This window comes from Devosia chinhatensis, assembly GCF_000969445.1.
In the GTDB taxonomy this organism is placed as follows: Bacteria; Pseudomonadota; Alphaproteobacteria; order Rhizobiales; family Devosiaceae; genus Devosia; species Devosia chinhatensis.
In genome coordinates this window covers 1-22,857 of record NZ_JZEY01000061.1, presented here as the reverse complement: position 1 = coordinate 22,857, position 22,857 = coordinate 1, and the positions used below count along the sequence as shown (strand labels likewise).

27 protein-coding genes are annotated in these 22,857 nt (G+C 63.1%); 9 read left to right on the top strand and 18 right to left on the bottom strand.

Annotated features, from left to right (window positions below; translation table 11 throughout):
• Nucleotides 1-94: 94 nt before the first annotated feature.
• The 4 genes from pgeF to VE26_RS10485 all read right to left on the bottom strand — a co-directional run bounded on the left by pgeF (nt 95) and on the right by VE26_RS10485 (nt 3,427).
• A complete protein-coding gene (gene pgeF, locus VE26_RS10500) occupies nt 95-808 on the bottom strand; it encodes a peptidoglycan editing factor PgeF (protein ID WP_210165403.1) in 714 nt (237 codons plus the stop codon).
• Between the two features lie 41 nt (nt 809-849).
• Nucleotides 850-1,929 carry a class I SAM-dependent methyltransferase gene (locus VE26_RS10495; protein WP_052715839.1) on the bottom strand — a complete coding sequence of 360 codons (1,080 nt, stop codon included), beginning with the start codon at nt 1,927-1,929 and terminating at the stop codon, nt 850-852.
• 45 nt (nt 1,930-1,974) lie between these two features.
• Nucleotides 1,975-2,799 carry a prolipoprotein diacylglyceryl transferase gene (lgt, locus tag VE26_RS10490; protein ID WP_046105263.1) on the bottom strand — a complete coding sequence of 275 codons (825 nt, stop codon included), beginning with the start codon at nt 2,797-2,799 and terminating at the stop codon, nt 1,975-1,977.
• 157 nt (nt 2,800-2,956) lie between these two features.
• Nucleotides 2,957-3,427 (bottom strand): nucleoside deaminase, encoded by a 471-nt coding sequence (locus VE26_RS10485; RefSeq protein WP_052715838.1) that lies wholly within the window; start codon nt 3,425-3,427, stop codon nt 2,957-2,959.
• A gap of 135 nt (nt 3,428-3,562) precedes the next feature.
• Here VE26_RS10485 and VE26_RS10480 point away from each other — a divergent pair, with 135 nt between their 5' ends.
• The 4 genes from VE26_RS10480 to proC all read left to right on the top strand — a co-directional run bounded on the left by VE26_RS10480 (nt 3,563) and on the right by proC (nt 7,205).
• Nucleotides 3,563-5,155, top strand: a complete 1,593-nt coding sequence (locus VE26_RS10480) for an FAD/NAD(P)-binding protein (protein ID WP_052715837.1) — start codon at nt 3,563-3,565, stop codon at nt 5,153-5,155.
• 88 nt (nt 5,156-5,243) lie between these two features.
• On the top strand, nt 5,244-5,495 hold the full coding sequence (locus VE26_RS10475; RefSeq protein WP_046106225.1) for an accessory factor UbiK family protein: 252 nt from the start codon (nt 5,244-5,246) through the stop codon (nt 5,493-5,495).
• Nucleotides 5,496-5,883: 388 nt separating this feature from the next.
• Nucleotides 5,884-6,384, top strand: a complete 501-nt coding sequence (locus VE26_RS10470) for a type III secretion system chaperone family protein (RefSeq protein WP_046105262.1) — start codon at nt 5,884-5,886, stop codon at nt 6,382-6,384.
• The gene (gene proC / locus VE26_RS10465; protein ID WP_046105261.1) at nt 6,384-7,205 is read left to right on the top strand and encodes a pyrroline-5-carboxylate reductase; all 822 of its coding nucleotides are present in this window, start codon (nt 6,384-6,386) and stop codon (nt 7,203-7,205) included. The genes VE26_RS10470 and proC overlap by 1 nt, the downstream gene beginning before the upstream one ends.
• Before the next feature lie 10 nt (nt 7,206-7,215).
• Here proC and VE26_RS10460 read toward each other — a convergent pair whose 3' ends face one another.
• Complete coding sequence (locus tag VE26_RS10460) at nt 7,216-7,734, bottom strand: MarR family winged helix-turn-helix transcriptional regulator (RefSeq protein ID WP_244465681.1); 519 nt, start codon at nt 7,732-7,734, stop codon at nt 7,216-7,218.
• Between the two features lie 129 nt (nt 7,735-7,863).
• On the opposite strand from VE26_RS10460, the gene VE26_RS10455 reads away from it, so the two are divergent.
• Nucleotides 7,864-8,754: a branched-chain amino acid aminotransferase gene (locus VE26_RS10455; RefSeq protein ID WP_046105260.1), complete on the top strand. Its 891-nt coding sequence runs from the start codon at nt 7,864-7,866 to the stop codon at nt 8,752-8,754.
• A 52-nt stretch (nt 8,755-8,806) separates the two neighbouring features.
• Here the strand turns inward: VE26_RS10455 and VE26_RS10450 are convergent, their stop codons facing one another.
• The 7 genes from VE26_RS10450 to VE26_RS10420 form a co-directional block, all read right to left on the bottom strand.
• Nucleotides 8,807-9,253, bottom strand: a complete 447-nt coding sequence (locus tag VE26_RS10450; RefSeq protein WP_200897239.1) for a molybdenum cofactor biosynthesis protein MoaE — start codon at nt 9,251-9,253, stop codon at nt 8,807-8,809.
• A 24-nt stretch (nt 9,254-9,277) separates the two neighbouring features.
• Nucleotides 9,278-9,529, bottom strand: a complete 252-nt coding sequence (locus VE26_RS10445) for a MoaD/ThiS family protein (RefSeq protein ID WP_046105258.1) — start codon at nt 9,527-9,529, stop codon at nt 9,278-9,280.
• A complete protein-coding gene (gene pgsA, locus VE26_RS10440; protein WP_046105257.1) occupies nt 9,526-10,092 on the bottom strand; it encodes a CDP-diacylglycerol--glycerol-3-phosphate 3-phosphatidyltransferase in 567 nt (188 codons plus the stop codon). The genes VE26_RS10445 and pgsA overlap by 4 nt, the downstream gene beginning before the upstream one ends.
• 134 nt (nt 10,093-10,226) lie before the next feature.
• Nucleotides 10,227-11,300 (bottom strand): 3-deoxy-7-phosphoheptulonate synthase, encoded by a 1,074-nt coding sequence (locus VE26_RS10435; RefSeq protein ID WP_046105256.1) that lies wholly within the window; start codon nt 11,298-11,300, stop codon nt 10,227-10,229.
• Between the two features lie 266 nt (nt 11,301-11,566).
• Nucleotides 11,567-12,070, bottom strand: a complete 504-nt coding sequence (locus tag VE26_RS10430; RefSeq protein WP_046105255.1) for a pyridoxamine 5'-phosphate oxidase family protein — start codon at nt 12,068-12,070, stop codon at nt 11,567-11,569.
• A gap of 162 nt (nt 12,071-12,232) precedes the next feature.
• Nucleotides 12,233-14,113, bottom strand: a complete 1,881-nt coding sequence (gene uvrC / locus VE26_RS10425) for an excinuclease ABC subunit UvrC (RefSeq protein WP_046105254.1) — start codon at nt 14,111-14,113, stop codon at nt 12,233-12,235.
• Nucleotides 14,110-14,898, bottom strand: a complete 789-nt coding sequence (locus tag VE26_RS10420; RefSeq protein ID WP_046105253.1) for an SDR family oxidoreductase — start codon at nt 14,896-14,898, stop codon at nt 14,110-14,112. The genes uvrC and VE26_RS10420 overlap by 4 nt, the downstream gene beginning before the upstream one ends.
• Nucleotides 14,899-15,123: 225 nt before the next feature.
• On the opposite strand from VE26_RS10420, the gene VE26_RS10415 reads away from it, so the two are divergent.
• Nucleotides 15,124-16,038 carry a DMT family transporter gene (locus tag VE26_RS10415; RefSeq protein ID WP_052715836.1) on the top strand — a complete coding sequence of 305 codons (915 nt, stop codon included), beginning with the start codon at nt 15,124-15,126 and terminating at the stop codon, nt 16,036-16,038.
• Between the two features lie 37 nt (nt 16,039-16,075).
• Here VE26_RS10415 and VE26_RS17160 read toward each other — a convergent pair whose 3' ends face one another.
• The gene (locus tag VE26_RS17160) at nt 16,076-16,570 is read right to left on the bottom strand and encodes an SH3 domain-containing protein (protein ID WP_052715835.1); all 495 of its coding nucleotides are present in this window, start codon (nt 16,568-16,570) and stop codon (nt 16,076-16,078) included.
• A 132-nt stretch (nt 16,571-16,702) separates the two neighbouring features.
• The gene (locus tag VE26_RS10405; protein ID WP_046105252.1) at nt 16,703-17,125 is read right to left on the bottom strand and encodes a hypothetical protein; all 423 of its coding nucleotides are present in this window, start codon (nt 17,123-17,125) and stop codon (nt 16,703-16,705) included.
• 146 nt (nt 17,126-17,271) lie between these two features.
• On the opposite strand from VE26_RS10405, the gene VE26_RS10400 reads away from it, so the two are divergent.
• The 3 genes from VE26_RS10400 (at nt 17,272) to hemH (ending at nt 20,920) form a co-directional block, all read left to right on the top strand.
• The gene (locus tag VE26_RS10400) at nt 17,272-18,171 is read left to right on the top strand and encodes a LysR family transcriptional regulator (protein ID WP_046105251.1); all 900 of its coding nucleotides are present in this window, start codon (nt 17,272-17,274) and stop codon (nt 18,169-18,171) included.
• Nucleotides 18,172-18,210: 39 nt separating this feature from the next.
• The gene (locus VE26_RS17155; RefSeq protein ID WP_052715834.1) at nt 18,211-19,815 is read left to right on the top strand and encodes a HoxN/HupN/NixA family nickel/cobalt transporter; all 1,605 of its coding nucleotides are present in this window, start codon (nt 18,211-18,213) and stop codon (nt 19,813-19,815) included.
• Nucleotides 19,816-19,897: 82 nt separating this feature from the next.
• Nucleotides 19,898-20,920, top strand: coding sequence for a ferrochelatase (hemH, locus tag VE26_RS10390; protein WP_046106221.1), 1,023 nt, complete (start codon nt 19,898-19,900; stop codon nt 20,918-20,920).
• Nucleotides 20,921-21,005: 85 nt separating this feature from the next.
• On the opposite strand, the gene VE26_RS10385 is transcribed toward hemH, so the two are convergent.
• From VE26_RS10385 to VE26_RS10375, 4 genes are all read right to left on the bottom strand, one after another.
• Nucleotides 21,006-21,374, bottom strand: a complete 369-nt coding sequence (locus VE26_RS10385; RefSeq protein WP_046105250.1) for an SH3 domain-containing protein — start codon at nt 21,372-21,374, stop codon at nt 21,006-21,008.
• 66 nt (nt 21,375-21,440) lie between these two features.
• The gene (locus tag VE26_RS10380; RefSeq protein ID WP_046105249.1) at nt 21,441-21,818 is read right to left on the bottom strand and encodes a hypothetical protein; all 378 of its coding nucleotides are present in this window, start codon (nt 21,816-21,818) and stop codon (nt 21,441-21,443) included.
• Nucleotides 21,819-22,290: 472 nt separating this feature from the next.
• Entirely contained in the window at nt 22,291-22,437 is a 147-nt protein-coding gene (locus tag VE26_RS18085) for a hypothetical protein (RefSeq protein ID WP_160297835.1), read from the bottom strand.
• Between the two features lie 108 nt (nt 22,438-22,545).
• Nucleotides 22,546-22,857 (bottom strand): hypothetical protein (locus tag VE26_RS10375; RefSeq protein WP_342018407.1); only part of this gene is annotated, 312 nt, incomplete at its 5' end.

Genomic DNA, 22,857 nt, shown 5'->3' with positions numbered 1-22,857 from the left:
TCCTAGGGGGGAGGACCTACCAGTTTCGCGGGCACCTTTAACGGAGCGGGTCTGGACTCGCAACGCCACTTTGGGCGAAGCGGTAAATTAAACCTCATGTCATTCCGATGACGGCGATCTGCCGACCCGTTCGCGTGCCATTATGGGTGGCATAGCGATGCGAGAAATACCGATCAGGATGGGCATAGGTGCAGGCGCCGACCTGCTCGACCCGGTCAATGCCGGCCGCATGCAATTGTTCTTCGACAAAGCCCGGCAGGTCGAAATGCGGGGGGCGGTTGTCAGGCGTGTCAAAATGGTGCGCGCCACCAGGGTGAAGGGCCAGGAAATCGGCGCGGAACTGCTCGCCCACTTCGTAATTCGGACCGGAGATCGTGGGGCCATAGGCGACCCGGATGTCTTCTCGCTTGGCGCCGAGGGACAGCATGGCTTCGACCGTGTTGCCGATGATGCCGTCGACAGCGCCGCGCCAGCCGGCATGAGCGGCTCCAAGGACGCCGGCAATCGGGTCAGCCAGAAGAATGGGCGTGCAGTCCGCCGTGAGGATAGCGAGGCCGATGCCGCGTGTTGCGGTCACCGCGGCGTCGGCAGCGATGGTCGAGGCTTCCGGAACCTGGTCGAGGATGGCGACGCGGCTGGAATGCACTTGCTTCAATATGGCGAGCGCTCCGGCTCCGACTGCCCTTTCCACCAAAGCGCGATTTTGCGCCACCAGATCGGGGTCGTCGCCGATTGCGGCAGAGACGTTTAGGCTGGCAAATTCGCCGGTGGACACCCCTCCGGCCCGGCCGAAGAAACCGTGCCGCACAGCCGATATCTGAGCGAGGACTGCAGCTCTTTCCATTGCAATCATTGAGTAAATCCAGGCGGCATCAAGCCGGGGCTGTGGGCGCAGAAGACCTTGAACAACTTGCCCATCTGATCGGGGGAGACGAGTCGGTGGCGGGCGGTCTCGATGGTCTCGGCAGCGCCAGGATTGGCTTTGCTCAAGGCTGCGGACCGCTCCCCGATGCCGAGGCGGCTGAGGAACTGGCCCTGTTCGACGACCGGCTGAACGGCGAGCCCGGCCTTGCGGGCGACATTGGCCATGGCGCCGAAGTCGACATGGGCGGAAATATCTGTCTCCCCTGGGGCCTCGAGCACGTCGGCATAGGCATGGTTGCGCACGCCCTGCAGGGTTTCGCCAACCTGGGTCTCGGCATAGCCGTAATCGATGGCCAACAGGCTACCGCCTTGAGCGGAAATGACTTTTGCCAGCTGGTTGGTGACTTCGGCGGCGCCGAAGCACACCTCGAAGACGGTACCGATTTCTGCACCGGCAATGGCTTCGGGCATGGCCTCGGGCGGAATGGGCGTGGGGGAGAGACCGAAGATGCGCTTGGTATCGAGAAGGCCGACCTGGCGTTCGTGCCAGCCATCGTGCTGGCGGACGAATTGACGGATGGGCAGGGCATCGAAGAACTCGTTGGCGACGACCAGTACCGGGCCGTCGGCGAAATTGTTGAAGTCCTGCAAATATTTGGGCTCGTAGGGTGCCAGCTTTTGCTGCTGCTCCGCCATAAGGGCCGGGCTGGTTTCGAAGAGCCGGAGGTCAAGACCATCGCGAAAACCGGGGGCGCGGCAGGCAACGCGCAGGATATCGGCCATCAGCGTACCGCGGCCGGGACCCAGTTCGAGCAGCGTATAGGCTTTCGGTTCGCCCATCTGCTGCCAGAGGTTGACCAGCCAGAAGCCGATAAGCTCCCCGAACATCTGGGAAATTTCCGGCGCGGTGATGAAATCGCCCTTGCTGCCTATCGGGTCGCGGGCGCGATAATAACCCTTGGTGGGATGGGTGAGGCAGAGGCCCATATAGTTGGCCACCGACATCGGGCCGCCGGAGCGGATCTGGATGTCGATCTGCTGTTCGAGTGTCAGCGTCTGGGTCACGTCTGGCGTCTCACTTGGGGGAATAGGTTAACAGACTGTTAGCGCTCACGGTCGCAAAGGATTGTCGCGGCGGCTTACGGCGTAGGCGACGAGCAGAACGCCGCCCAAAAGGATCGGCAGGCTCAGGATCTGGCCCATGGTGACCCAGCCGAAATAAAGGTAGCCCAGCTGTTCATCGGGCAGGCGGACGAATTCGACCGCGATACGCGAGAGGGCGTAGCCTATGGCGAAGATGCCAGCCACCAGGCCCGGCTTGCGCAGGGCGAAGAAGACATGGGTGGCGACGCGGATGACGAGGAAGAGCAGGAGCCCTTCGAGGACGGCTTCATAGAGCTGGCTGGGATGGCGCGCGACCTGGAGGGGATCGGTGGGAAAGACGACGCCCCATGGCAGGGTCGTGGGCGCGCCATAGAGCTCGGAATTGATGAAATTGGCGAGGCGACCGAGAAAAATGCCGATGGTGGCGACGGCGCCGAGCAGGTCGAGGCTCGAAAGCCAATTGCCGCCCTTGGAGCGCGTAAAGAAGATGGCCGCCAGCATGAGGCCGACCATGCCGCCATGATAGGACATGCCTCCATCGAGCGTGTTGATGATCTCGATCGGGTTCTGAAGGTAATAAGGCAGGTTATAAAAGAGCACGTAGCCGACGCGCCCACCGAGGACGATGGAGAGCATGGCCCAGAAGGCAAAATCCCAGATGTCCTTGGCGGGGAAAGGCGGGGCACCGCGATGCCAGAGACGCTGATTGCGCAAAAGCAGAAAGCCGTAGCCCGCGCCCAGCAGGACGCCGAAGAGATAGGCCAGCGCGTACCAGCGGATGGCGATGGGGCCGATGGCGATGGCGATGGGATCGATATTGGGGAAGGGCAATGGGCGCTCCGGTGGTTCGACCCGCTCAACATGTCATCGGGCAGCAACAGGCCTGCCGTACCCTCCCGCCCGGCCCCACGGCAAGAGGGCGAGACAACAAAGCGCATTAGCAAATCGCTCCGCGCATAAAGATAGCAGCATCGGCGACAAGGAAAACCTATTCGTCACCGTCGCGGTACAATGGCAGGACGTCGTCTTCCATCGTGCCGCCAATGGCGGTGAAAGGCTCACCGGCGGCAATAAAGTCATCGATGGAAAGGCCCGGAAAGACGAAGTACTTGCCAGCAACATGGGCTTGCGTGGCAGCGAAGATCACGCGTCTGATGCCGGCAAAGCGCATGGCCGAGAGACACATCTCGCATGGCTGGAGCGTGGAGATAATCACGCAGCCGGAGAGATCGGTGCTGCCGACAAAGTGACCGGCCTCGGTAAGGGCAACCATTTCGGCATGCTTGGTCGGATCGGACTGAAGCCGGACCTCGTTTTCACCCCGGCCGATCACCACGCCATCGCGCAGAATAGCGGCGGCGATACCGGCCTTGCCCGATTGCCGGCGGGCCTGCAAGGCGCGCTCGACAGCGTCCCGCATGGCGGTGAGTTCAGCTTCGGTAGGCTGGTTGGTTTCCATGGCGGGCGAAACGTGTTGAACGCGGGAAAGTTCATGCGGCCCACACCGCAATTTATCCAGCGCTGCAATGGGCAGCGAAATGGACGCTGATGCGTTCAGCAAGACGCCGGGCCCAGTTTAGAGTAAATTCAAGACATGCGAACGACGACACCAACGCGGATTGCCATTGTCGGTGGCGGGCCCACCGCCGTCTACACGCTCAAGAACCTGCTGCAAAAAGCGGGGCGAATGACCATCACGCTTTTCGAGGCCGGCAAGGTTGCGGGTTGCGGCATTCCCTATGCCGAGGAATTCAATACGCCCGATATGATGGCCAATATCACCTCCATCGAGATTCCGCCGGTGCTGATTTCCCTGGCGGACTGGGTGCGAGTTGCCGATAGCGGGTTGCTGCGCCGGTTCGGTATCGACCGCGAGACCGTAAGCGATCGTGACTTTTATCCGCGGGTGCTGATTGGCGCCTATTATAGCGAACAGCTGGAGAGACTGATCGCTGCCGGAGCGCAGTCAGGCCAGCAGGTGACGGTGGAGACCGAAAGCCGGGTGACCGACGTGCGGCCCGATGCCTCCGGCTTTACCGTGTTCGTGACCAAGACGAAGGGCAATGTGCGCCGTCGGTTCGACACGGTGATCATGGCGACCGGTCACCTCACCGACCAGAACAAGGCGGAGCGAGATGGCGGGCTCTATCGCTCGCCCTATCCGGTACAGGACCTCAAGGTGGGGCCTGACGGGGCGGCGCTGATCCTGGGATCATCGCTCAGCGGCATCGACGCCGTGGTGGCGCTGGCGTCGCGCTATGGGCAGTTCACGGGCGAGGGCGATGCATTGCGCTATTCGCTCAAGGGCAAGCAGAAGCTGCGGCTGGTCATGGCATCACGCAAAGGCGTGACGCCTGATGCCGACTTCTATTATCCCATCCCCGAAGAACCGCTAATGGTCTTCACAGAAGCCCGGCTCGAGGCGCTGCAAAAGCAGGGCAAGACGGGCTTCCTGTCGCGCGCCATGAAACTGTTCAAGCAGCAATTGGCCGCCGACGATCCGAAATTCCTCGCCGACCTCGGCATCAGCCGCTTTACGCCGGAAAGTTTTGCCAAAGGCTATTTCGGCATGCGCAAGGCGCGGCAGGGCTTTGAGGCGATGGCCGAGAACCTCGCCGAATCGCAGAAGAACTATGCCGAGCGCCGCATCGTGATGTGGCGCTATACGCTGATGCGCGCCCATGAAGTGTTCAGCCAGATCGTCCCCTTCTTCGACCGCAAGGATCTGGCGCGGTTCCGGCGCTATCTGGTGCCGGTCTTTGCCGATGCCTATGGCTGCGTGCCGCACCTGTCCGTGCAGCGGCTGTTGGCCCTGCATCGAGCCGGGTGCCTTGAACTGGCTGCCCTGGGCGAAACGGGGGTGATCCGCTATGGAGCAGGTAATTTCACGCTGACAGGGGCTGGTCCCGAACAGGTGTTCGGTACTTTTATCGATGCGCGTGGGCAGGAAATGACCTCGATCCGCGAACTGGGTTTCACCGAGCTGGACCGGGCGCTCGAGAGCAAGGATTTCCTAAGGCGCAGTCTTCGGGAAAGCGACGACGACCAGTTTCGTATCCCCTTGGGCGAGCGGATGAACCCCGATATCTTCTGTCTTTCGATACCGGTGATGATGAAACGCTATCCCTTTGCGCAAGGGCTGGTTGCCTGCTCGGATGCGGCCAAGTTGGTCGCCGAAGCGTTATAGAGGGGTCGACATTGGGCCGCACTGGTCAGCGGGGCCGACGTGCCCTACATATCGAGCAATGATCTTCAACGCGGAACGGATGCGCGCCATGAACCAGAACAACCGGATTTTCGACGGCCTGGGCCGAGTGATGAACGAAGCTGCCGGCGTTGCCGACGGCGTGCGGCGCGAAGTGGAGACCGTGGTCAAGTCTCAGGCCCAGCGCATCGTCAACGACATGGACTTGGTCAAGCGCGAGGATTTCGACGCCCTGCGTGAAATGGTGCAGGTTCAGGGCGAGGAAATCGATGCCCTGCGCAAGGAAATCGCGGCACTGCGCGGCGCGAAAGTCGCTGAATAGTGGAGGCCCCATAAGGGCCATACCCCATCAAAACCAAGGCGTCGTCCTTTGCCTCGAAGGCAGGACGTTGCACGAACAGGATTCCCGCTTTGGCGGGAATGACCTGCGGTGACGGGGACATCGCGTTTATTAACAGATGCTTGATGGCAGAAATGCCAGAGCCGGTGGGCGCCTTAACGTTTCGTTAACCCGGGCAGCCCAATCATCATCCACAAGAGAATGCCGTTCTCCCGGCGGCCTTTGTGCCCTGAATCAGTGGCGCAGTGTAGGTTTGGTTCAGGAGGACGATTCGAAGCCGCAGTTGCGGTCTGTTGTTCCTTCCCGCGTATCCGAAGTGTGCCGGCATAGGCCGCGCTACCATCAACGCCTAGCAGGACGGACCCTTTTTATGTCCCTGATTGAATTCGAGCCCGATCGGTCGTCCCACCCTGTGGACCTCGTCGAGCATATCGCTTCGATCAATGACTGGACTTTCGAGCGGCAGGACGCCGATGAGATTTCCATTTCCGTGCGTGGCGGATGGAGCGATTACCACGTCTCGTTCAACTGGATGGAAGATCTCGAGAGCCTGCACATTGCCTGTGCCTTCGATCTCAAGGTGCCCGAGGGGCGACGTGCCGAAATCAAACAATTGATCAGCCTGATCAATGAGCAATTGTGGATCGGCCACTTCGACGCCTGGCACAAGGAAGGCGTGGTGCTGTTTCGCAATTCGCACCTGTTGACCGGGGGCGCGGACGTGTCTCCACAGCAATGCGAGGCGCTGCTGCGCTCGGCATCGGATTCCTGTGATCTTTACTACCAGGCCTTCCAGTTCGTGGTCTGGGCCGGCAAGTCGGCCGCCGATGCACTGAGCCATGTGATGTTCGAAACCGTGGGTGAGGCGTGATGAGCCGCCTGCACGAAATCGGCCCGGTCATGCTGGTGGGTGCCGGCAAGATGGGCATTGCCCTGGCGCGCGGATGGCTCGATGCGGGCCTGCCACCGGGCAATCTCGTGCTCGTCGATCCTGTGCCCGGCGATGCCGCCCGGGAACTGGCCGAGGATTTCGGGCTCGTGATCAACAGCGAAGCGCTTGGCCTGCAGCCCAATGTGCTGGTGCTGGCGGTCAAGCCGCAGATCATTGCCGAGGTGATGAAGACCCTGGCGCCGGTGATCGGCAACCACACGCTTGTGCTCTCCATTGCCGCGGGCGTTTCGATTGCAAGCCTGTCGGAGGGCCTGGGCACGGGCCGGGTCGTGCGCTCGATGCCCAATACGCCCGCGCAGATCGGCAAGGGCATCAGCGGCGCGGTGGCGGGGCCCGATGTGGCGCGGCAGGATCGCGATGCGGCCGATGCGCTGCTGGCGGCGGCCGGGCAGGTGGTGTGGTTCGACGCCGAGGGCGATCTCGATGCGGTGACGGCCGTCTCCGGTTCGGGCCCGGCCTATGTGTTCAACATGGTGGAAGCCCTGGCAGCGGCCGGCATTGCCCAAGGCCTGCCCGAGCATGTCGCCATGCAATTGGCCCGCCAGACGGTGATCGGCGCTGCGGCGCTGATGGAGGCCGATCCGGCGCCGGCCAGCGTGTTGCGGCAGAACGTGACCTCGCCTAATGGCACGACCGCGGCAGCGCTCGACGTGCTGATGGCGAGCGACGGGCTGACACCACTTCTGGAGCGGGCCGTCGTTGCCGCGCGCCAGCGCAGCGAAGAGCTGGGTCGCAACTAGGCTTTCTGGATCAGAGCTTGTCGGTGAGGCGCAGGCGCTCGAGCGTCGGGCGGTCCTGTGGCGTCACCATGCCCACGAGGAACCGGCGCACTTCGGCAGCGCCCTCGGCCGAAAGCGCGGCCATCGAGGCGTCGATACGCGTGGCCTGATTGGCAGAGAGCTCGGCGAAGAAATGCCGGCCCTTGTCGGTGGCATAGAGCAGGCGCTGGCGCCGGTCGGACGCTCCGGTGCGCTGCTCGACATAATTGTGGTCGATCAATTGCCGCAGGACACGGGCCAGGCTCTGCTTGGTGATCTTGAGGATGTCGAGCAAATCGGCCACCGGCATGCCCGGGCGCAGATTGACGAAATAGAGCACGCGATGATGCGCGCGACCGAAGCCCTGGCGCTCGAGCAGGGCATCGGCGTCGCCGGTGAAATCACGATAGGCGAAGAAGAACAGGCCCATGATGTCGAGGGGCAGGTCAGCATGGTCGGCCAGCGTAGAATTTATGTCAGCCTTGTTGACATTTTTTCGATCCGCTGACATAGTTGCTCCATCGCCGCTGTCGTTTTGTCTTATCCCAAAGACGTTACGGTTTGCCAAGGGTTTGACCCTGATGCATGATCGGCGCAACAAAGCGCGAAGGCGCGGACACCGATATTCTGGAGAGGAAAGATGGCAGGCCTGCCGATGGACCAGCGCGATGGCTGGATCTGGTTTGATGGCGAACTCAAACCCTGGAAGGATGCGAAGATCCACGTGCTGACGCACGGGCTTCACTATGCCAGTTCCGTATTCGAAGGCGAACGCGCCTATGGCGGCGAGATCTTCAAGTCGCGCGAGCACACGGAGCGGCTGATCCGCTCCGCAGCGACGCTCGACATGCCGTTCCCCTACAGCGTCGACGAGATCGAGGCGGCCAAGCGCCTGGTGCTCGACAAGAATGGCCTCGTGGATGCCTATGTACGTCCGGTCGCCTGGCGCGGTTCGGAAGAGCTGAGCGTTCCGGCGCGGAACAACACGGTGCATGTGGCCATCGCCGCCTGGGTGTGGCCGAGCTATTTCTCGGTTGAGGAAAAGCTCAAGGGCATTCGCCTGGAATGGAGCAAATGGAAGCGGCCCAGCCCCGAAACCATTCCGTCTTCGGCCAAGGCGGCAGGTCTTTACATGATCTGTACGCTTTCCAAGGACCACGCCATGGCCAATGGCTATGCCGATGCGCTGATGCTGGACTATCGCGGCTATGTGGCGGAAGCCACCGGCGCCAACGTGTTCTTCATCAAGGGCAAGGACATTACGACGCCGACGCCAGATTGCTTCCTCAATGGCATTACCCGCCAGACGCTGATTGCGCTGGCCAAGGAGAAGGGTTTCACCGTCACCGAACGGCATATCATGCCCGAGGAACTGGATCAGTTCGACGAGTGCTTCCTGACCGGCACGGCGGCGGAAGTGACGCCGGTGTCGCTGATCGGGGATTACAAGTTCACGCCGGGCGATGGCTGCCGGACGCTGATCGATGCCTATACGGCGGCGGTGACGCCGAAGCGGGCGGCGGCGGAATAAAATCTGCTGGTTTTGACTGAAAAAGGCCGGGCAGATGCCCGGCCTTTTTGTCTTATCGGGTCCAGCGGTCCCGGGCAGCGTCGTCGGCTGGTTTGGCGTCGACCCAGCGTAAACCCTGTGCGGTTTCCTCCTGCTTCCAAAAGGGAGCGTCCGTCTTGAGGTAGTCCATCAGGAACTGGGCACCATCAAAGGCCGCCTGGCGGTGGGCGGAGAGTGTCGCCACCATCATGATCGGTTCACCGGGCACCAGGCGCCCATGGCGGTGGATGATGGCCGCGTCAATGAGCGTGAAGCGCGCGATGGCGGCATCGCGAATTGCGGCAAGTTCGTTGCGAGCGAGATTCTCGTAGCATTCGAGGATAAGAGCGGTGATCGGATCGCGGGGGTCGGAGCGGACGAGGCCGGTAAAGCTCACCATGGCGCCGGCCTCGCTGTGGCTGGTGTGGAAGCGATTGGCTTGGGCGCCGGGATCGAATGGCGCCTGGGAGACAAGGATCATGATGTGCTGTCTCTTCCCGTCAGGTCAGCCGCCGGTCATGGGCGGAAGGATGGCGATTTCGCGGGCGCCGGCAATGGGGGTGTGGCCGGGAGCGATGCGGGCATCGATCGAGAGCTTGAAGATGGCCGGATTGGTCATGGCCAAGTCGAGTGCTTCGTCGCGACCACGCAGCCATGTGACCAGATCGTCCAGCGTGACCACACCGTCGGGTGGAGAGACCTCGTCGCTGGCGCGATTGAGCCGCTCACGCAGCCAAGCGAAATAAAGAATTTTCATTTGCCGACGCCGGACAGATGCGGCCAGGACGCGCGCAGGTAAAGCCAGCCGGTCCAGAGCGTTATGGCGCCGGCCGCCCAAAGCAGCAGGTCGGAAACAAGGCCAAGGCCCGGCACGATCCGCTCGAGCAGGATGATGCCCAGGGCAACGAGCTGGACCGTGGTCTTCCACTTGGCGAGCTTGCTGACGGGCAGCACCACGGTCTTGTTGCCCAGAAACTCGCGCAGGCCGGACACAAAGAATTCGCGAAAAAGGATGGCGACGACCGGGATCATGTCCCAGCCCGAGAGGCTGCCGTCCCAAGCCAGGGCGACGATAAGGATGCCGACGAGAAGTTTGTCGGCGATGGGGTCGAGCATGCGGCCCAGATCGGAATACTGGTTCCAGGCCCGGGCGAGGAAGCCATCGACCCAGTCGCTGGCAGCAGCCAGGACGTAAAGCACGAGTGCGATAATGCGCAGGGTAATGTCCCCATCCATGACCAGCCAGACGATCGGCAGGATGGCGAGGATGCGGGCAATGGTGATGATGTTGGGGACGAGGAAGAGAGGGTTTCTGGCCATTGCGGGAGAGAACAGGAATGGCGGCGGGGGGTCAAGGGGAGATGGATTGCCCGGTCAAGCCGGGCAGTGACGGAAGAAACAATTTCACATTTCATCGTCACCGCCCGGCTTGACCGGGTGATCCATTTTTACCGTCAGGCCACCGCCTGCCGGGTCACGGCACGGCGCTTCTCAACGGCTTCGGCGAGCGCGGTAAGCGTAGTGACGGTGCTGTCCCAGTCAATGCAGCCATCGGTGATGGACTGGCCATATTTGAGCGGTGTGCCGGGCACCAGATCCTGCCGGCCGGCCTCGAGGTTGGATTCGACCATGACGCCGATGATGCGCTTGTCGCCGGCAGCCACCTGGCCACCGATATCGGCCAGTACCAGCGGCTGGTTTTCCGGCTTCTTGGAGGAATTGGCGTGGCTTGCATCGATCATGATCGCGGCGTTAAGGCCAGCGTTGACGGCAGCCTGGGCGGCGGCGTCGACGCTGGCGGCATCGTAATTGGTGGTCTTGCCGCCGCGCAGGATGATGTGGCCGTCTTCGTTGCCGGTGGTGGCGGCAATGGCGGAGCGACCGTCTTTGGTCACGGCGAGGAAATGATGGGGATGCGCCGCCGAGAGCACCGCATCGAGCGCGATCTTCACATTGCCGTCGGTGCCGTTCTTGAAGCCGACAGGACAGGAGAGGCCCGAGGCCAGTTCGCGATGGATTTGGCTTTCGGTGGTGCGTGCGCCGATAGCCGCCCAGGCCACGAGGTCGGCTATGTATTGGGGCGTTGTCATGTCGAGGAATTCGCAGGCGGCGGGTAGGCCAAGATTGTTGACATCAAGCAGCAGGGCGCGGGCAGTGTGCAGGCCCTGGGTGATATTGAAGCTGCCATCGAGATCGGGGTCGTTGATGAGACCCTTCCAGCCCACGGTGGTTCGCGGCTTTTCGAAATAGACGCGCATGATGATTTCGAGATTGCCGCTCAGCTCCGTCCGCAGGGCCGCGAGACGGCGGGCATAGTCCATGGCGGCAAGCGGATCGTGGATCGAGCAAGGACCGACGACAACCACCAGGCGATCATCCTGACCGGCAAGGATGTTGTGGACGGCGTGGCGGGCCGAAATCACGGTGCGGGTGGCCGTATCGGTCCGCGGATGCTGCCGCATGACCTCGATGGGCGTGGTCAGCGGTTTGATCTCGGTGATGCGCAGGTCGTCAGTGGATTTGAGCATTTCTGTAGTCCCTCGGGTGGTGCTGCGAGGGGCCAAGAAAAAAGCCGCCTCGGAAGTCGGGCGGCTGGCTTGCGATCTGGTCTGGTCTTAGGGGATCAGGACACGCGCGCATTAGCCTCCGCCGGGAGCGGATAGCTAAAGTACCAGTAAAAGGTGGCGGCGTTGATCATGAGCGAGAAGCTAGCGTGGCGCTCTGGACTTGTCGAGTCCCCACTTTGGTAGGGGGTGCACGGCAAAACCCCCGGCGTGAGCCGGGGGTGAAAAGGTCAGAGGTCGACCTTGGCATTGTCGCCCACATCCGGCTTTGCGCCGGTTGCCGCCGCCACAAGCATCTTGGCGGTGGTGACGATCATGTTGGGGCTGTCCCAGACTTCGCCATCGTCCGGCGTGACCTTGAGCAGGCGAATGCGCGGATCGGTCTCGTCATCCCACCAAGCCTTGTCGAAGGATTCCCAGAGTTCGGCGATCTTGGCGCGATCGTTGAGTACCTCAGCCTCACCGGCAATCACTGCATATTTATGGCCGCCATTGTCGGCCCAGGCGAGCGAGACATGGGGATATTTCTCGATCTCGGTCAGCTTGTGGCCTTCAAGATCGGTGAGAAAATAGATGGCATGTTCGTCGCGACGCACCCGGGCCGACATCGGACGGCTGCGCTGCTGCTGGCCGTCCCAGGTGGTGAACATGCAGATATCGATCTTCTTGGCCAGTTCCCAGATCCGGTCAGCGGCTTCGCTGGGGGAAAGGGTGTGTTCTTTTTCGTCGCTCATGGGACACTCCGTTTGCTGGTCATTGAAACGGATGGCGCGCGCGGAAGTTGCGCCGCTGGCGCAGGATCGCAAAATTCCCCGGCTGGCGGCGCCGCCGACGGCGAGGATGGGACAGACGCGTTCCGGGCCGGGCGATGGGCGGTGTTGGATGCGTCCGACCGGCTATGTCCGGTTGAAGTGATCGTAAACCAGTTGTGCCATGGCACGTGAGATCGAGGGCACGGATTCAAGATCGGCCAGGGAGGCGCGGGAAACCGCCTTGGCCGAGCCGAAATGGTTGAGAAGGGCGCGCTTGCGGGTGGGGCCGATGCCCTCGATTTCGTCGAGCGGGTTCTTGACCACGTCCTTCTTGCGCTTGGCGCGATGGGTGCCAATGGCAAAACGGTGGGCTTCGTCGCGCAGGCGCTGAACATAGTAGAGCACCGGATCGCGATGGGGCAGCATGAAGGCGTCCTTGCCTTCCATGAAGAATTTCTCGCGACCGGCATCGCGCTCCTCGCCCTTGGCGATGCCGATGAACGTGACTTCGCGCGGCAGGTTGAGCTCGGCAATGACGCCGCGCACCGCGCTCATCTGGCCGGCGCCACCATCGATGAAGACCACGTCGGGCCAATCGGGCATGCCGGTATTGTCGTCCTCGGCATCGGTTTCGCTTTCGGCGGCGAGGCGGGCGAAGCGGCGCGTCAGCACTTCGCGCATCATGCCGAAATCGTCGCCGGCCGAGATGTCGGATTTGATGTTGAAGGTGCGGTAGTGCTTTTTGGAAAAGCCCTCCTCGCCCGCAACGACCATGGCGCCGACCATATTGGTGCCGGAGATGTGCGAGTTGTCGTAGACCTCGATCCGGCGGGGCACGGTTTCGAGCGCGAAGGTTTCGGCGACGCCTTCAAGCAGGGTGCGGTTGGACGCGCCTTCGGCTAGCTGGCGACCGAGCGCCTCGCGGGCATTGTTGAGTGCATGATTGACGAGATCGCGCTTTTCGCCCCGCTTGGGCTGTTCGATATAGACCCGGCGACCGGCGCGGCTGGAAAGCGCCTCTTCCATGACTTCGGGCTCGCTGAGTTCATGGGAGATCAGCACCAGGCGAGCCGGAGTACGGTTTTCGTAGAATTGGGCGATGAAGGCTTCGAGCACTTCGGCGTCGGTGAGGCTGGCATCGGCGCGGGGGCGATAGGGGTAATTGCCCCAGTTCTGGAACGCGCGGAAAAAGAAGACCTGCACGCAGAACTGGCCACCTTCATGGTGGATGGCGAAGACGTCGGCCTCTTCCACCGATCGGGCGGTGGCATCGCCCTGCGACTGGATGAGCGCGAGAGCCGAGAGGCGGTCGCGCAGGAGAGCAGCGCGCTCGAAATCGAGGTCCTCGGCGGCCTTGTTCATATCGGCCTGGAGGTGCTGCTGCACGCTGCGGGACTTGCCGGAGAGGAACTGGCGGGCGTCCTCGACCAGCTCGCCATAGGCGTCGAGACTGATTTCGCGCGTACACGGGCCGGCACAGCGCTTGATCTGGTATTGCAGGCACGGCCTTGTGCGCGCCGCGTAGAAACTGTCCGAGCAATTGCGCAGAAGGAACGCCTTTTGCAGGCTGGCAATGGTGCGACCGACGGCGGTGGCCGAGGCAAAGGGGCCGAAATAATGGCCCGGCCGGCGACGGCTGCCGCGATGCTTGGTCAGCTCGGGCGCCTCGTGATCCGTGGCGATCAGGATATAGGGGAAGCTCTTGTCGTCGCGCAGCAACACATTGTAGCGCGGCTTCAGGCGCTTGATCATGTTGGCTTCGAGCAGCAGCGCTTCGGACTCGGTTTCCGTGCGCACGAATTCCATGCTGACGGTCGAGGCAATCATGCGCTGCAGGCGCAGCTCGAGCCCTTCGGGACGCGTGTAATTGGTGACGCGCGCCTTGAGATTGCGCGCCTTGCCCACATACATGACCTCGCCCTGCGCATCGAGCATGCGATAGACGCCCGGGGCTGCGGGCAGGGTACGGACGAAAGCCCGGATGACATCCGGGCCGGATTGGGGCGGGGTGGTCTGTTCGGTCATAGGCGGGGCGTAGGAGCGCTTTTGGGCAGATATTCAAGGTGCTCGCCGCCATCGAGGGCCAGCATCTGCCCGGTGAAGGATGGCATGGACAGGATGGCGAGAATGCCGCGGGCTATGGCCTCAGGACCGGCATGGCGGCCCAGGGGCAGGGCCTCCACGGACGCATCGAATTCGGCCTGGGTCTGGCGGGAATTGGGCAAGACCGGGCCAGGACCAATGGCATTGACCCGAATGGCGGGCGCCAGCGATTGCGCCAGGGTACGCGTGGCGGTCCACAACACGGATTTGGACAGGGCATAGCTGAAGAAGGCCGGCGTCGGGTGAAGCACCCGCTCATCGATCATGTTGACGATATTGCCCTCGACCCCCTCAGGCAGTTGCGCCGCAAAATCGCGGGCAAGGAAAACCGGGGCCTCGGCGTGAACGGCGAAATGGGCATCCCAGAGCGCCTCGTCGACGTCGCGGGCCGCGTCCGGCTCGAAGATCGATGCATTGTTGACCAGCAGTGTCAGCGGACCGAAAAAGGCAGCGGCCTGTGCGATGAGGCCGGCGCGCTGGCTGCGCTGGGCCAGATCGGCCTTGAGGATTTCGGCCCGGCCGCCCTCGGCGCGGATGCGGGCCTGCACGGCCTTCGCCCCTTCGGCATCGGTGCGATAGTGAACCACGACGGCAAAGCCCGCCATGGCCAAAGCAAAGGCGATGGCGGCGCCGATGCGGTCGCCGGCGCCGGTCACGAGGGCGACCTGCGGGCTCTGATTCGCGGGTGTCGGCGGGGTCTGTTGCATGGTGGCGACCTTAGGCGGGAAACGAGACAGGCTCAATATTGCCCGTCCCAGGGGCGGAGTTATGCCGCATATGTGACACAGGCTGGCAGCAGGGGGAGAGATCGGCAGGCGAACACTCCGCGCCGGCGGATCTGGGCGATGGCGAAGCGCCGAGGCTTGATATAGGATTCTTGATGCCTGGCAGCCAGATGCCGAAGGCGTTTGTTTGTCCCGAGCATTTTCCGCATGGCCGCCCTCGATGCCTCCCTGCGCTCCGATCAGATCGGCCGCGCCATTGTCCTGACTATCATCACCATCGGTGTTTTCGGCATCCAGGATGCCGTTTCCAAGATGCTGGTGCAGGATTATTCGCCCTTCCTGATTACGATGATGCGCTATTGGGGGTTTGCGCTCTTCGCCCTTATCATGGTGTCACGGCAGGCGCCCCTGCGCCGCGCCCTGACGTCCCGAGCGCCGGGCTGGCAGGTGCTGCGCGGGGTATTGCTGATCGCCGATATCTGGTTCTTCGCGCTGGCGCTGCAAAGCGTGCCGCTGGGCGAATTGCAGGCCATCGTCATCGTCTATCCGCTGCTGGTCACGCTGTTTGCCATCCCCTTTCTCGGCGAAAAGGTCGGCATCTTCCGCTTCGCCGCAGTCGGCGCCGGATTTGTCGGCGCGCTGGTGATCATGCGGCCGGGCGGCATCCCTCTGGAATGGGGTGTCGTTCATGCGCTCGCCTCGGCGACGCTCTATGCGCTTTACATCGTCATCACCCGCAAGGTGAGCGGCGTGGACAGCGCGGCCACGAGCCTCACCTATGTTGCCTTGGTCGGGCTGGTTCTATCGTCCTGCGTGGGCGTGTTCTTCTGGCAGCCCATGGCATGGAGCGATTTCGCGCTGGTCTGCGTCATCATGGCGACGACCTGCGGAGGACATGGATTGATGGTCTATGCGCTGACCATGGCGCCGGCCAGCGTGCTGCAGCCCTTCAACTATTTCTCGCTGCCCTGGGCGATCATCCTGTCCATCGTGGTGTTTGGCCACTGGATCGACCCGATCTCGCTCGTGGGCGCGGGGATCATCGTCGCTGCCGGACTGGTGGTAATGTGGCGGGAACGCAAGCGCGGTCCCGTGCCCGAAGCGATCATCGGCCGCGAATGAGAAAGGCGCCGCCCTTTTGGGCGACGCCTGTGTCGGATCAGCTATTGACGCAGAAATAACCGTTCGGACCGTTGAAGCAGACGCTTGAGCCCGAATTGCCCGGCTGAACCGGATAGGCCGGGGGCCGCGGATTGTTCCAGTGCGGCGGACGCGGCGGGCGCGGGTTGCCCCAATGCGGAGGCTGCGGCCGAGGGGGCGTCCAGTGCGGGGGCTGCGGACGCGGAGGCGTCCAGACCGGAGGCGGCGGGGTCGGGCGATCCCAGCCAGGACGGCCGCCATAGTTCAGGTAATTGGCCGATACCCAGCCATCGGGGCCGCGCTTTTCGACATAACACCAGGAGCCACGGCAATATTGCACGTCGACCTGTTCGCCGCGGCGCAGGGTGTCGATGACGCCATAGCCGGTGCCGGGGCCGGTGCGCACATTGACGTTGCCGGTTGCGATCGCTGGAGCGGCCGATGCGGCCATGGTGGTGACCAGAATACCAAGCGTGGCGAGGCCGGTCGCGAGCAGTTTGTTTTTGAGGGCCATTGGAAGGGGCTCCTTTCCAAATACGTTCTGGCGTTCTTGCCTTGGACAGCAGTAAGCCGCATCCCGCATGAACCTAATCTGAACGATACGTTAAGGAGAAACGGGGCAGCGCCGCAGCCGGTTCCGAGTGCGTCAGAGGCGCAGAAGGTCCACGAAGCGGCTCAGCACCTGGCCCAGGCGCTTGCGCTGCTTGGCCTTGAGTTCGCCCATCAACGCGTCTTCGAGCATGGCCCAGTGATCGGCCAGGCTGTTGCGGATGCGCACGCCGCGTTCGGTCAGCGCGACGCCGGCCTCCAATTCGGGGCCGACGGCCTGGCGGGTGACCAGATCCCGCTCGACCAGCCGGGCAAGACGGTCGGCCAGCATGTCGACGGGCAGGCCCAGCTCGGCCGCCAGATCGGCTTCCGTGGTGCCGGCGCGGCCCAGTTCGAACAGCACTGCATCGTCGCCGGGCTCAAGCCCCTTCTCACGCAGCGGGACGAGCACCGCCTTGTGGGCGAGCTGGCCGGCTTCGATGAGCCGATAGAGCGCTGATCGGGAAGAGGGTTTGGACATGGGTATGAAAATAGTCCGAACTCCCTGGCTGCGTCGATTGGGCATCCTATCCTATCGTTAATCCAACAGGGACCAAGTGCACTTATTGTTCACATTCCGCAGATGAGTTATGCGTTGCCCGAACGGCTTCAACGGTACGGGATGACATGACGCAGGACATAGCCCGCATCCGCGCCTTCGTTCAGGTATTCGATGCCGGCGGCTTTTCTGCGGCGGCACGCCAGCACGGGCGCTCCAAGGCACTGCTCAGCAAATATGTGACCGACCTCGAGGATTATCTCGGGGTCCGCCTGATGAACCGAACTACCCGCAAGCTGAGCCTCACCGAGGCAGGAGAAGCCTATTATCGCGAGGCTTCCGGGCTGTTGCAGCAGCTTGACGACCTCGATGCCACGATTAGCGACCAGACCACCGAGCCGCGTGGGTTGCTGCGGGTTTCCGCGCCGCGCAATTTCGGCGAATCGACGCTGTCGCCGGCCATTTTCGACTATCTCAAGAAGCATCCCAAAGTGTCGCTCGATCTGCGGCTCGAGGATCGCTATGTTGACCTCGTCGACGAGGGGATCGACGTCGCCCTGCGCATCTCCACCATGGCCGATTCATCCCTGATCGCGCGCAAGATCGCGGATATGCATGTGGTGACGGGGGCATCGCCCGATCTGCTGGAAAAGGTGGGCCGGCCCAGCCATCCCGAGGATCTGCGCCATCTGCCCTGCATCATCGACGTCAACCTGCAGGGTCAATCCAACTGGCGCTTCACCGAGGACGGCAAGACTATTTCGGTGCCGGTGAACGGTCCGGTCCGCGTCAATTCGCCCCTCGCGGCACGGCAAGCGGCGGTGATGGGCCTCGGTTTCGTCACGTTGCCATCCTATCTGGCTGACCCAGTGGTGGCGCGGGGCGAACTCGTGCCCGTGCTGAAGGAATTCCTGCCCACCGGGCAGACGCTGCAGGCGGTCTATCCGCATCGGCGGCATCTGGCTGGAAAGGTGCGGGCGCTGATCGACCATCTGGTGGACTGGTTTGCCGTCCACCCGATCACATAGGGGCCACCAATATTGGGTTTTCGTCGCTGGCGCACGAGTGTGGCCGCATTGGCTCTGGCTGGCTTCGGGCTGATCCAGCCTGCGCAGGCGCATCCGCATATCTTCATCGATGCCGAAGTCGACATCACCCTTGACGATGCCGGGCGCGTTTCGGCGCTGCATCACAGCTGGACCTTCGATACCGCCTTTTCCGTTTGGATGGTGCAGGGGCTGGACACCAATAATAACGGCATCGTTGAGCCCGAGGAAATGCAGGAGCTGGCCGACGAGAACATGGTCGGTCTGGCCGAGTTCGGCTTCTATACCGTAGCCGGCGACGATATGCGCTTCACCGCCGTTGGCGACCAGCGCATGCGCTATGACGACAACCGGGTGACGCTGGACTTCACCATCGCAGCCGTCGAGCCGCAGGTAGCCGGCGACCGCTTCGAGCTGGGCGTCTATGACGCCGAATATTATGTGGCAATCGCCTTCGACGACGTCTCGGATGCCCGGCTGATCAATGCCGGACCCGATTGTGGGGTCACCCTTGAGCCGCCCACGCCCATGGCGCCCGATGTGGAGGCGCGCCTCTATTCGCTGGGCCCCGAAGTGCTTGAATTGCCGCCCGATCTGGCTGCGGCGATGCGCGGCACGCAGGGCATGATCGTCTTGTCCTGCGGGGATGCCCCGCCGGCCGCCACGGCGATGGAGGCCGTCAACCAGATGGCACAGAGCCGACCGGCGACGCCCTTTGGCGGGCCGCCGCCCGAAGTGGGCCTCAACCTGCCGCGCACCGGATTTTTCGGCTGGTTGCAGACGCAGCAGCGCGATTTCTACGCGGCGCTGACCGCCGCCCTCGACGCGCTGAGGACCGACTGGACGGCCTTCTGGGTTCTGGGCGGACTGAGTTTTGCCTATGGGGTTTTCCATGCCGCCGGGCCGGGGCACGGCAAGGTGGTGATCTCCTCCTATGTGCTGGCCAATGAGCGGCAATTGCGACAGGGCATCGCGCTGAGCACGCTTTCGGCGCTGTTGCAGGGCGTGGTGGCGGTTGGGTTTGTGCTTGTGCTGGCGGGGGTGCTGAACCTCACGAGCACGGCCCTGGGGGAGGCGGCCCACTGGGTGGGCGTCGTCTCCTATGGGCTGGTGGCGCTGCTCGGGCTCTGGCTGGTGCTGCGCAAAATCTTCGGATGGGGACACCAGCACGGGCATGCCCATGAGCATGACCACCATGAGCATGACCATGACCACCATGGGCATGACCACCATGGGCATGATCATCAGCATGACCATCACGGTCATGATCATGAGCATATGCACCATGCGATTGGCCCCAGGGACATCAAGGGCGATTGGCGCGAGCAGCTGGGCGTGGTGCTGGCCGTGGGGCTGCGGCCCTGTTCGGGGGCTCTGGTCGTATTGGTCTTTGCGCTGTCGCAGGGGCTGCTGGCCGCAGGGATCGCCGCAGTGCTGCTGATGAGCATCGGCACGGCGCTGACCGTTGCGGCGCTGGCCACGCTGGCGGTGACGGCAAAGGGGCTGGTCAGCCGCATCGGCGGGCGAGAGAGTGCCCTGGCCGGGCGGGTGACCTGGTGGGCCGAATTGCTCGGTGCGCTGTCGGTGCTGGCTTTTGGCCTGTTGCTCCTCGTCGCGAGCCTCTGACAGCGCGACCCATCGCCGCCTTGCGATCAAACGGGAAGTGGATAAGGTGCGCGCAACCTGGAACATTTCCAAACTGGCGCCCATGTCCCAACACCTGCCTCCCAACCATCCGCCCGTGCCCCAGCAGAAAATCGGGGTACTGCTGCTCAACCTGGGAACACCGGACGCGACCGATTACTGGAGCGTGCGCCGCTATCTCAAGGAATTTTTGTCCGATCCGCGGGTGATCGAGACCAACAAGCTCCTGTGGTGGCCGATCCTCAACCTCGTCATCCTTTCGTTCCGGCCGCAAAAGAGCGGGCACGCCTATGCCCAGATCTGGGACAAAAGGACCAATGAAAGCCCGCTGCGCGTCATCACCCGCGAGCAGACCGAGAATCTAGCACAGCGCCTTGAGGGCGAGGGTATCGTGGTCGACTACGCCATGCGCTACGGCAATCCCTCGACCCAGTCGGTGCTGGAGAAAATGCAGGCGGCGGGCTGCCAGCGCATCCTGCTCGTGCCGCTCTATCCGCAATATTCGGCGACGACGACCGCCACGGCCAATGACAAGGCCTTCGATGCACTCAAGCAGATGCGCTGGCAGCCGGCGGTGCGGACGGCGCCGGCCTATTCGGACAGCCCCGATTACATCAAGGCGCTGGGCGATTCGATCCGCGACGGGGTGGCGGCGCTGGATTTCGAGCCGGACCTTGTGGTCACGTCCTATCACGGCATGCCGGTGGACTACCTGCAGAAGGGCGATCCGTATCACTGCCAGTGTTACAAGACGACGCGGCTGGTGCGGGACTATCTGGGCTGGCCGAAAGAGAAGCTGATGGTGACGTTCCAGAGCCGGTTCGGGCCGACGGAATGGCTGCAGCCCTATACCGACAAGACGCTGGAAGAGCTGCCCGGCAAGGGGATCAAGAAGGTCGCGATCCTGGCGCCGGCCTTCCATTCGGACTGTATCGAAACGCTGGAAGAGATCGATATCGGCGTGCGCGAGAGCTTCCTCGAGGCCGGGGGCGAGAAATTCGCCTATATCCCTTGCCTCAATGCCTCCCAGGGGGGGATGGATTTCGTCGAGAGCATGGTGCGGCGCGAGCTGGCGGGCTGGCTCTGAGCCATTCGAGCATAGCTCTTGTGGCCTTCTCGGCCTGAAAGGCTCCACCGGAGCCTTTCATTTGCTGCGCAAACCGCCAGCGAAGCTACCAGCCCGGACCGGCGAAATCGGGCGGGGTCACGTTGACGAGGCCCCTTCCGACGATCTGGTTGCGGGCGACCCAGCCGTAATCGGGAATGCGGCAGAAGGTTTTCGCGCCCGAAGGCCAGAGCGTGTGGCCGGCATCGCCGATCCAGGAACCGCGGCGGCTGTCGCTATCGGTCTGGGTGCACTGATCGATCGGGATTTCAGTGCCGTCGGCGATGCGCCCGACAATCGGGAAGCGATCATCGGGGCCGGTATGAACGGCGATGTTGCCGCCCGAGACGCGGGCGGTGATTGTCATGGCCTGGGCGGGGGTCAGGAGAGCGGCGCTGGCAAGCGCCGCAAGGGCAAGGGCGGTGAGGGCGCGCATGGGAGCCTCCGGAAGGATGAGCTCCCTAGATGGGCCAGTGCCGTGGCGACATCAAGACCGCCCGGCTCAGCCGATCCGGCGCACCGCGCGGCCGAGCTTGCCCTGGAGATGGGCATAGCGCTCCTCGAAATGCAGGCTCGCCGCATTGAGCCGGGCGACAAGGATGTTGAGATCGGTCAGCGTCATGGGCTGGCCGATATCGACGGGAAAGAAGACCGGCATGTCGGGATGGCGCCTGAACAGGCGCCGGGCGCTGAGGATCAGGCCATTGAGCGTGAACAGGGTCGAGGCCGTGACCGGGCCGGACGCCTTGGTGTGGCGCAGCACGTAATTGAAGGCCGCCAGCTCGCGGGCGAGGCGATTATAGGCATTGATGGAGCGGGGGCCGAGCCGGGGCAGGTCGGACGGGGCGGGGCTTTCGGACGGTCCTGATTTCTCTGGCATGGGGCAAATCTCCTTTGCCCCATTGTCGCGCCGATCGGCCGGCCGGGGATAAAGGGGACAGCGGACGAGCCAAAAGCGCGGCCAGCCCTGCGGCTTCCGCTTTTCACTCTGCCTTTGCCGGGCAGACACGGTAACAGGCGGCCATTGGCCCCTCCGAACTGGTAGAGACGGGCCAAAGGCCGCCTGTCACGGCATCGGCTTGCTTAGGGGGTCCGGGATCAGGCACGCTGATATTGCAAGCGCGGCTGCCGATTTTCTACCCACGCAGGGGAGCGCCCTCCCCATCCGATCCTCCCCACCCAACCCTGCGTCCGGGCTGCGTAACTGGCGGGGATGGGGGAAGAATAGAGCCGGGTTGCGAAGCGGGGATAGATTTGCGCGCAAGGGCCGGGACACGGCAGGGCATCCTGCCCCGCCCGGCCTACCGGAGCCGGGCGAGGCAGGCTGCATGTCAGGCCGGATCGCGGGCGCCTCAGGCGCCCTTGGTCCGGCTCCGCTGCCCCTGGCCGCCAAAGCCGCCGGCGACATTGTCGAGCTCGGCATCGCGCAGCGCGTCCTGGCTCTTGTCCTCGGCCTCGATCTTGGGCGGGTTCTGTTCGGATTTGGTCGATTGGGTCATGATTGTGTCTCCCGAAGCGGTTCTAGCACAGGCCGCAGCGCGCGCCAGCGGGGCAGAGCGCCCCAGCGTCCCAAGGGCTTGGCTTATCGTCCCGGTGTGGGGTGGCTATCAATACCGGACTCCGCGCCTCGCCACGATCTCGGCGATCCGTTGCGCGTCACCAGCATTGAGATAGCGCCCGCGTTCGAGGATTTCGAGGACATATTCGTCGTAGGTCAGCCCGATTAGCGCGGCGCGCTGAGCGCGGAGCTTGGCGATATCGAACGGCGCGTCGAACGCCTTCTTCTTCGCCTGCGCCCATTCGAAGTAGCGGCCAATACCGTTTTTGCCCCAGGGCGGGGTGTGGCTGTCATCATCATCAAGCGGCGGGCCGCCATTGGAGATAAGCGCGGGGGTCATGCGGGGAGTGTGGGATTGGGC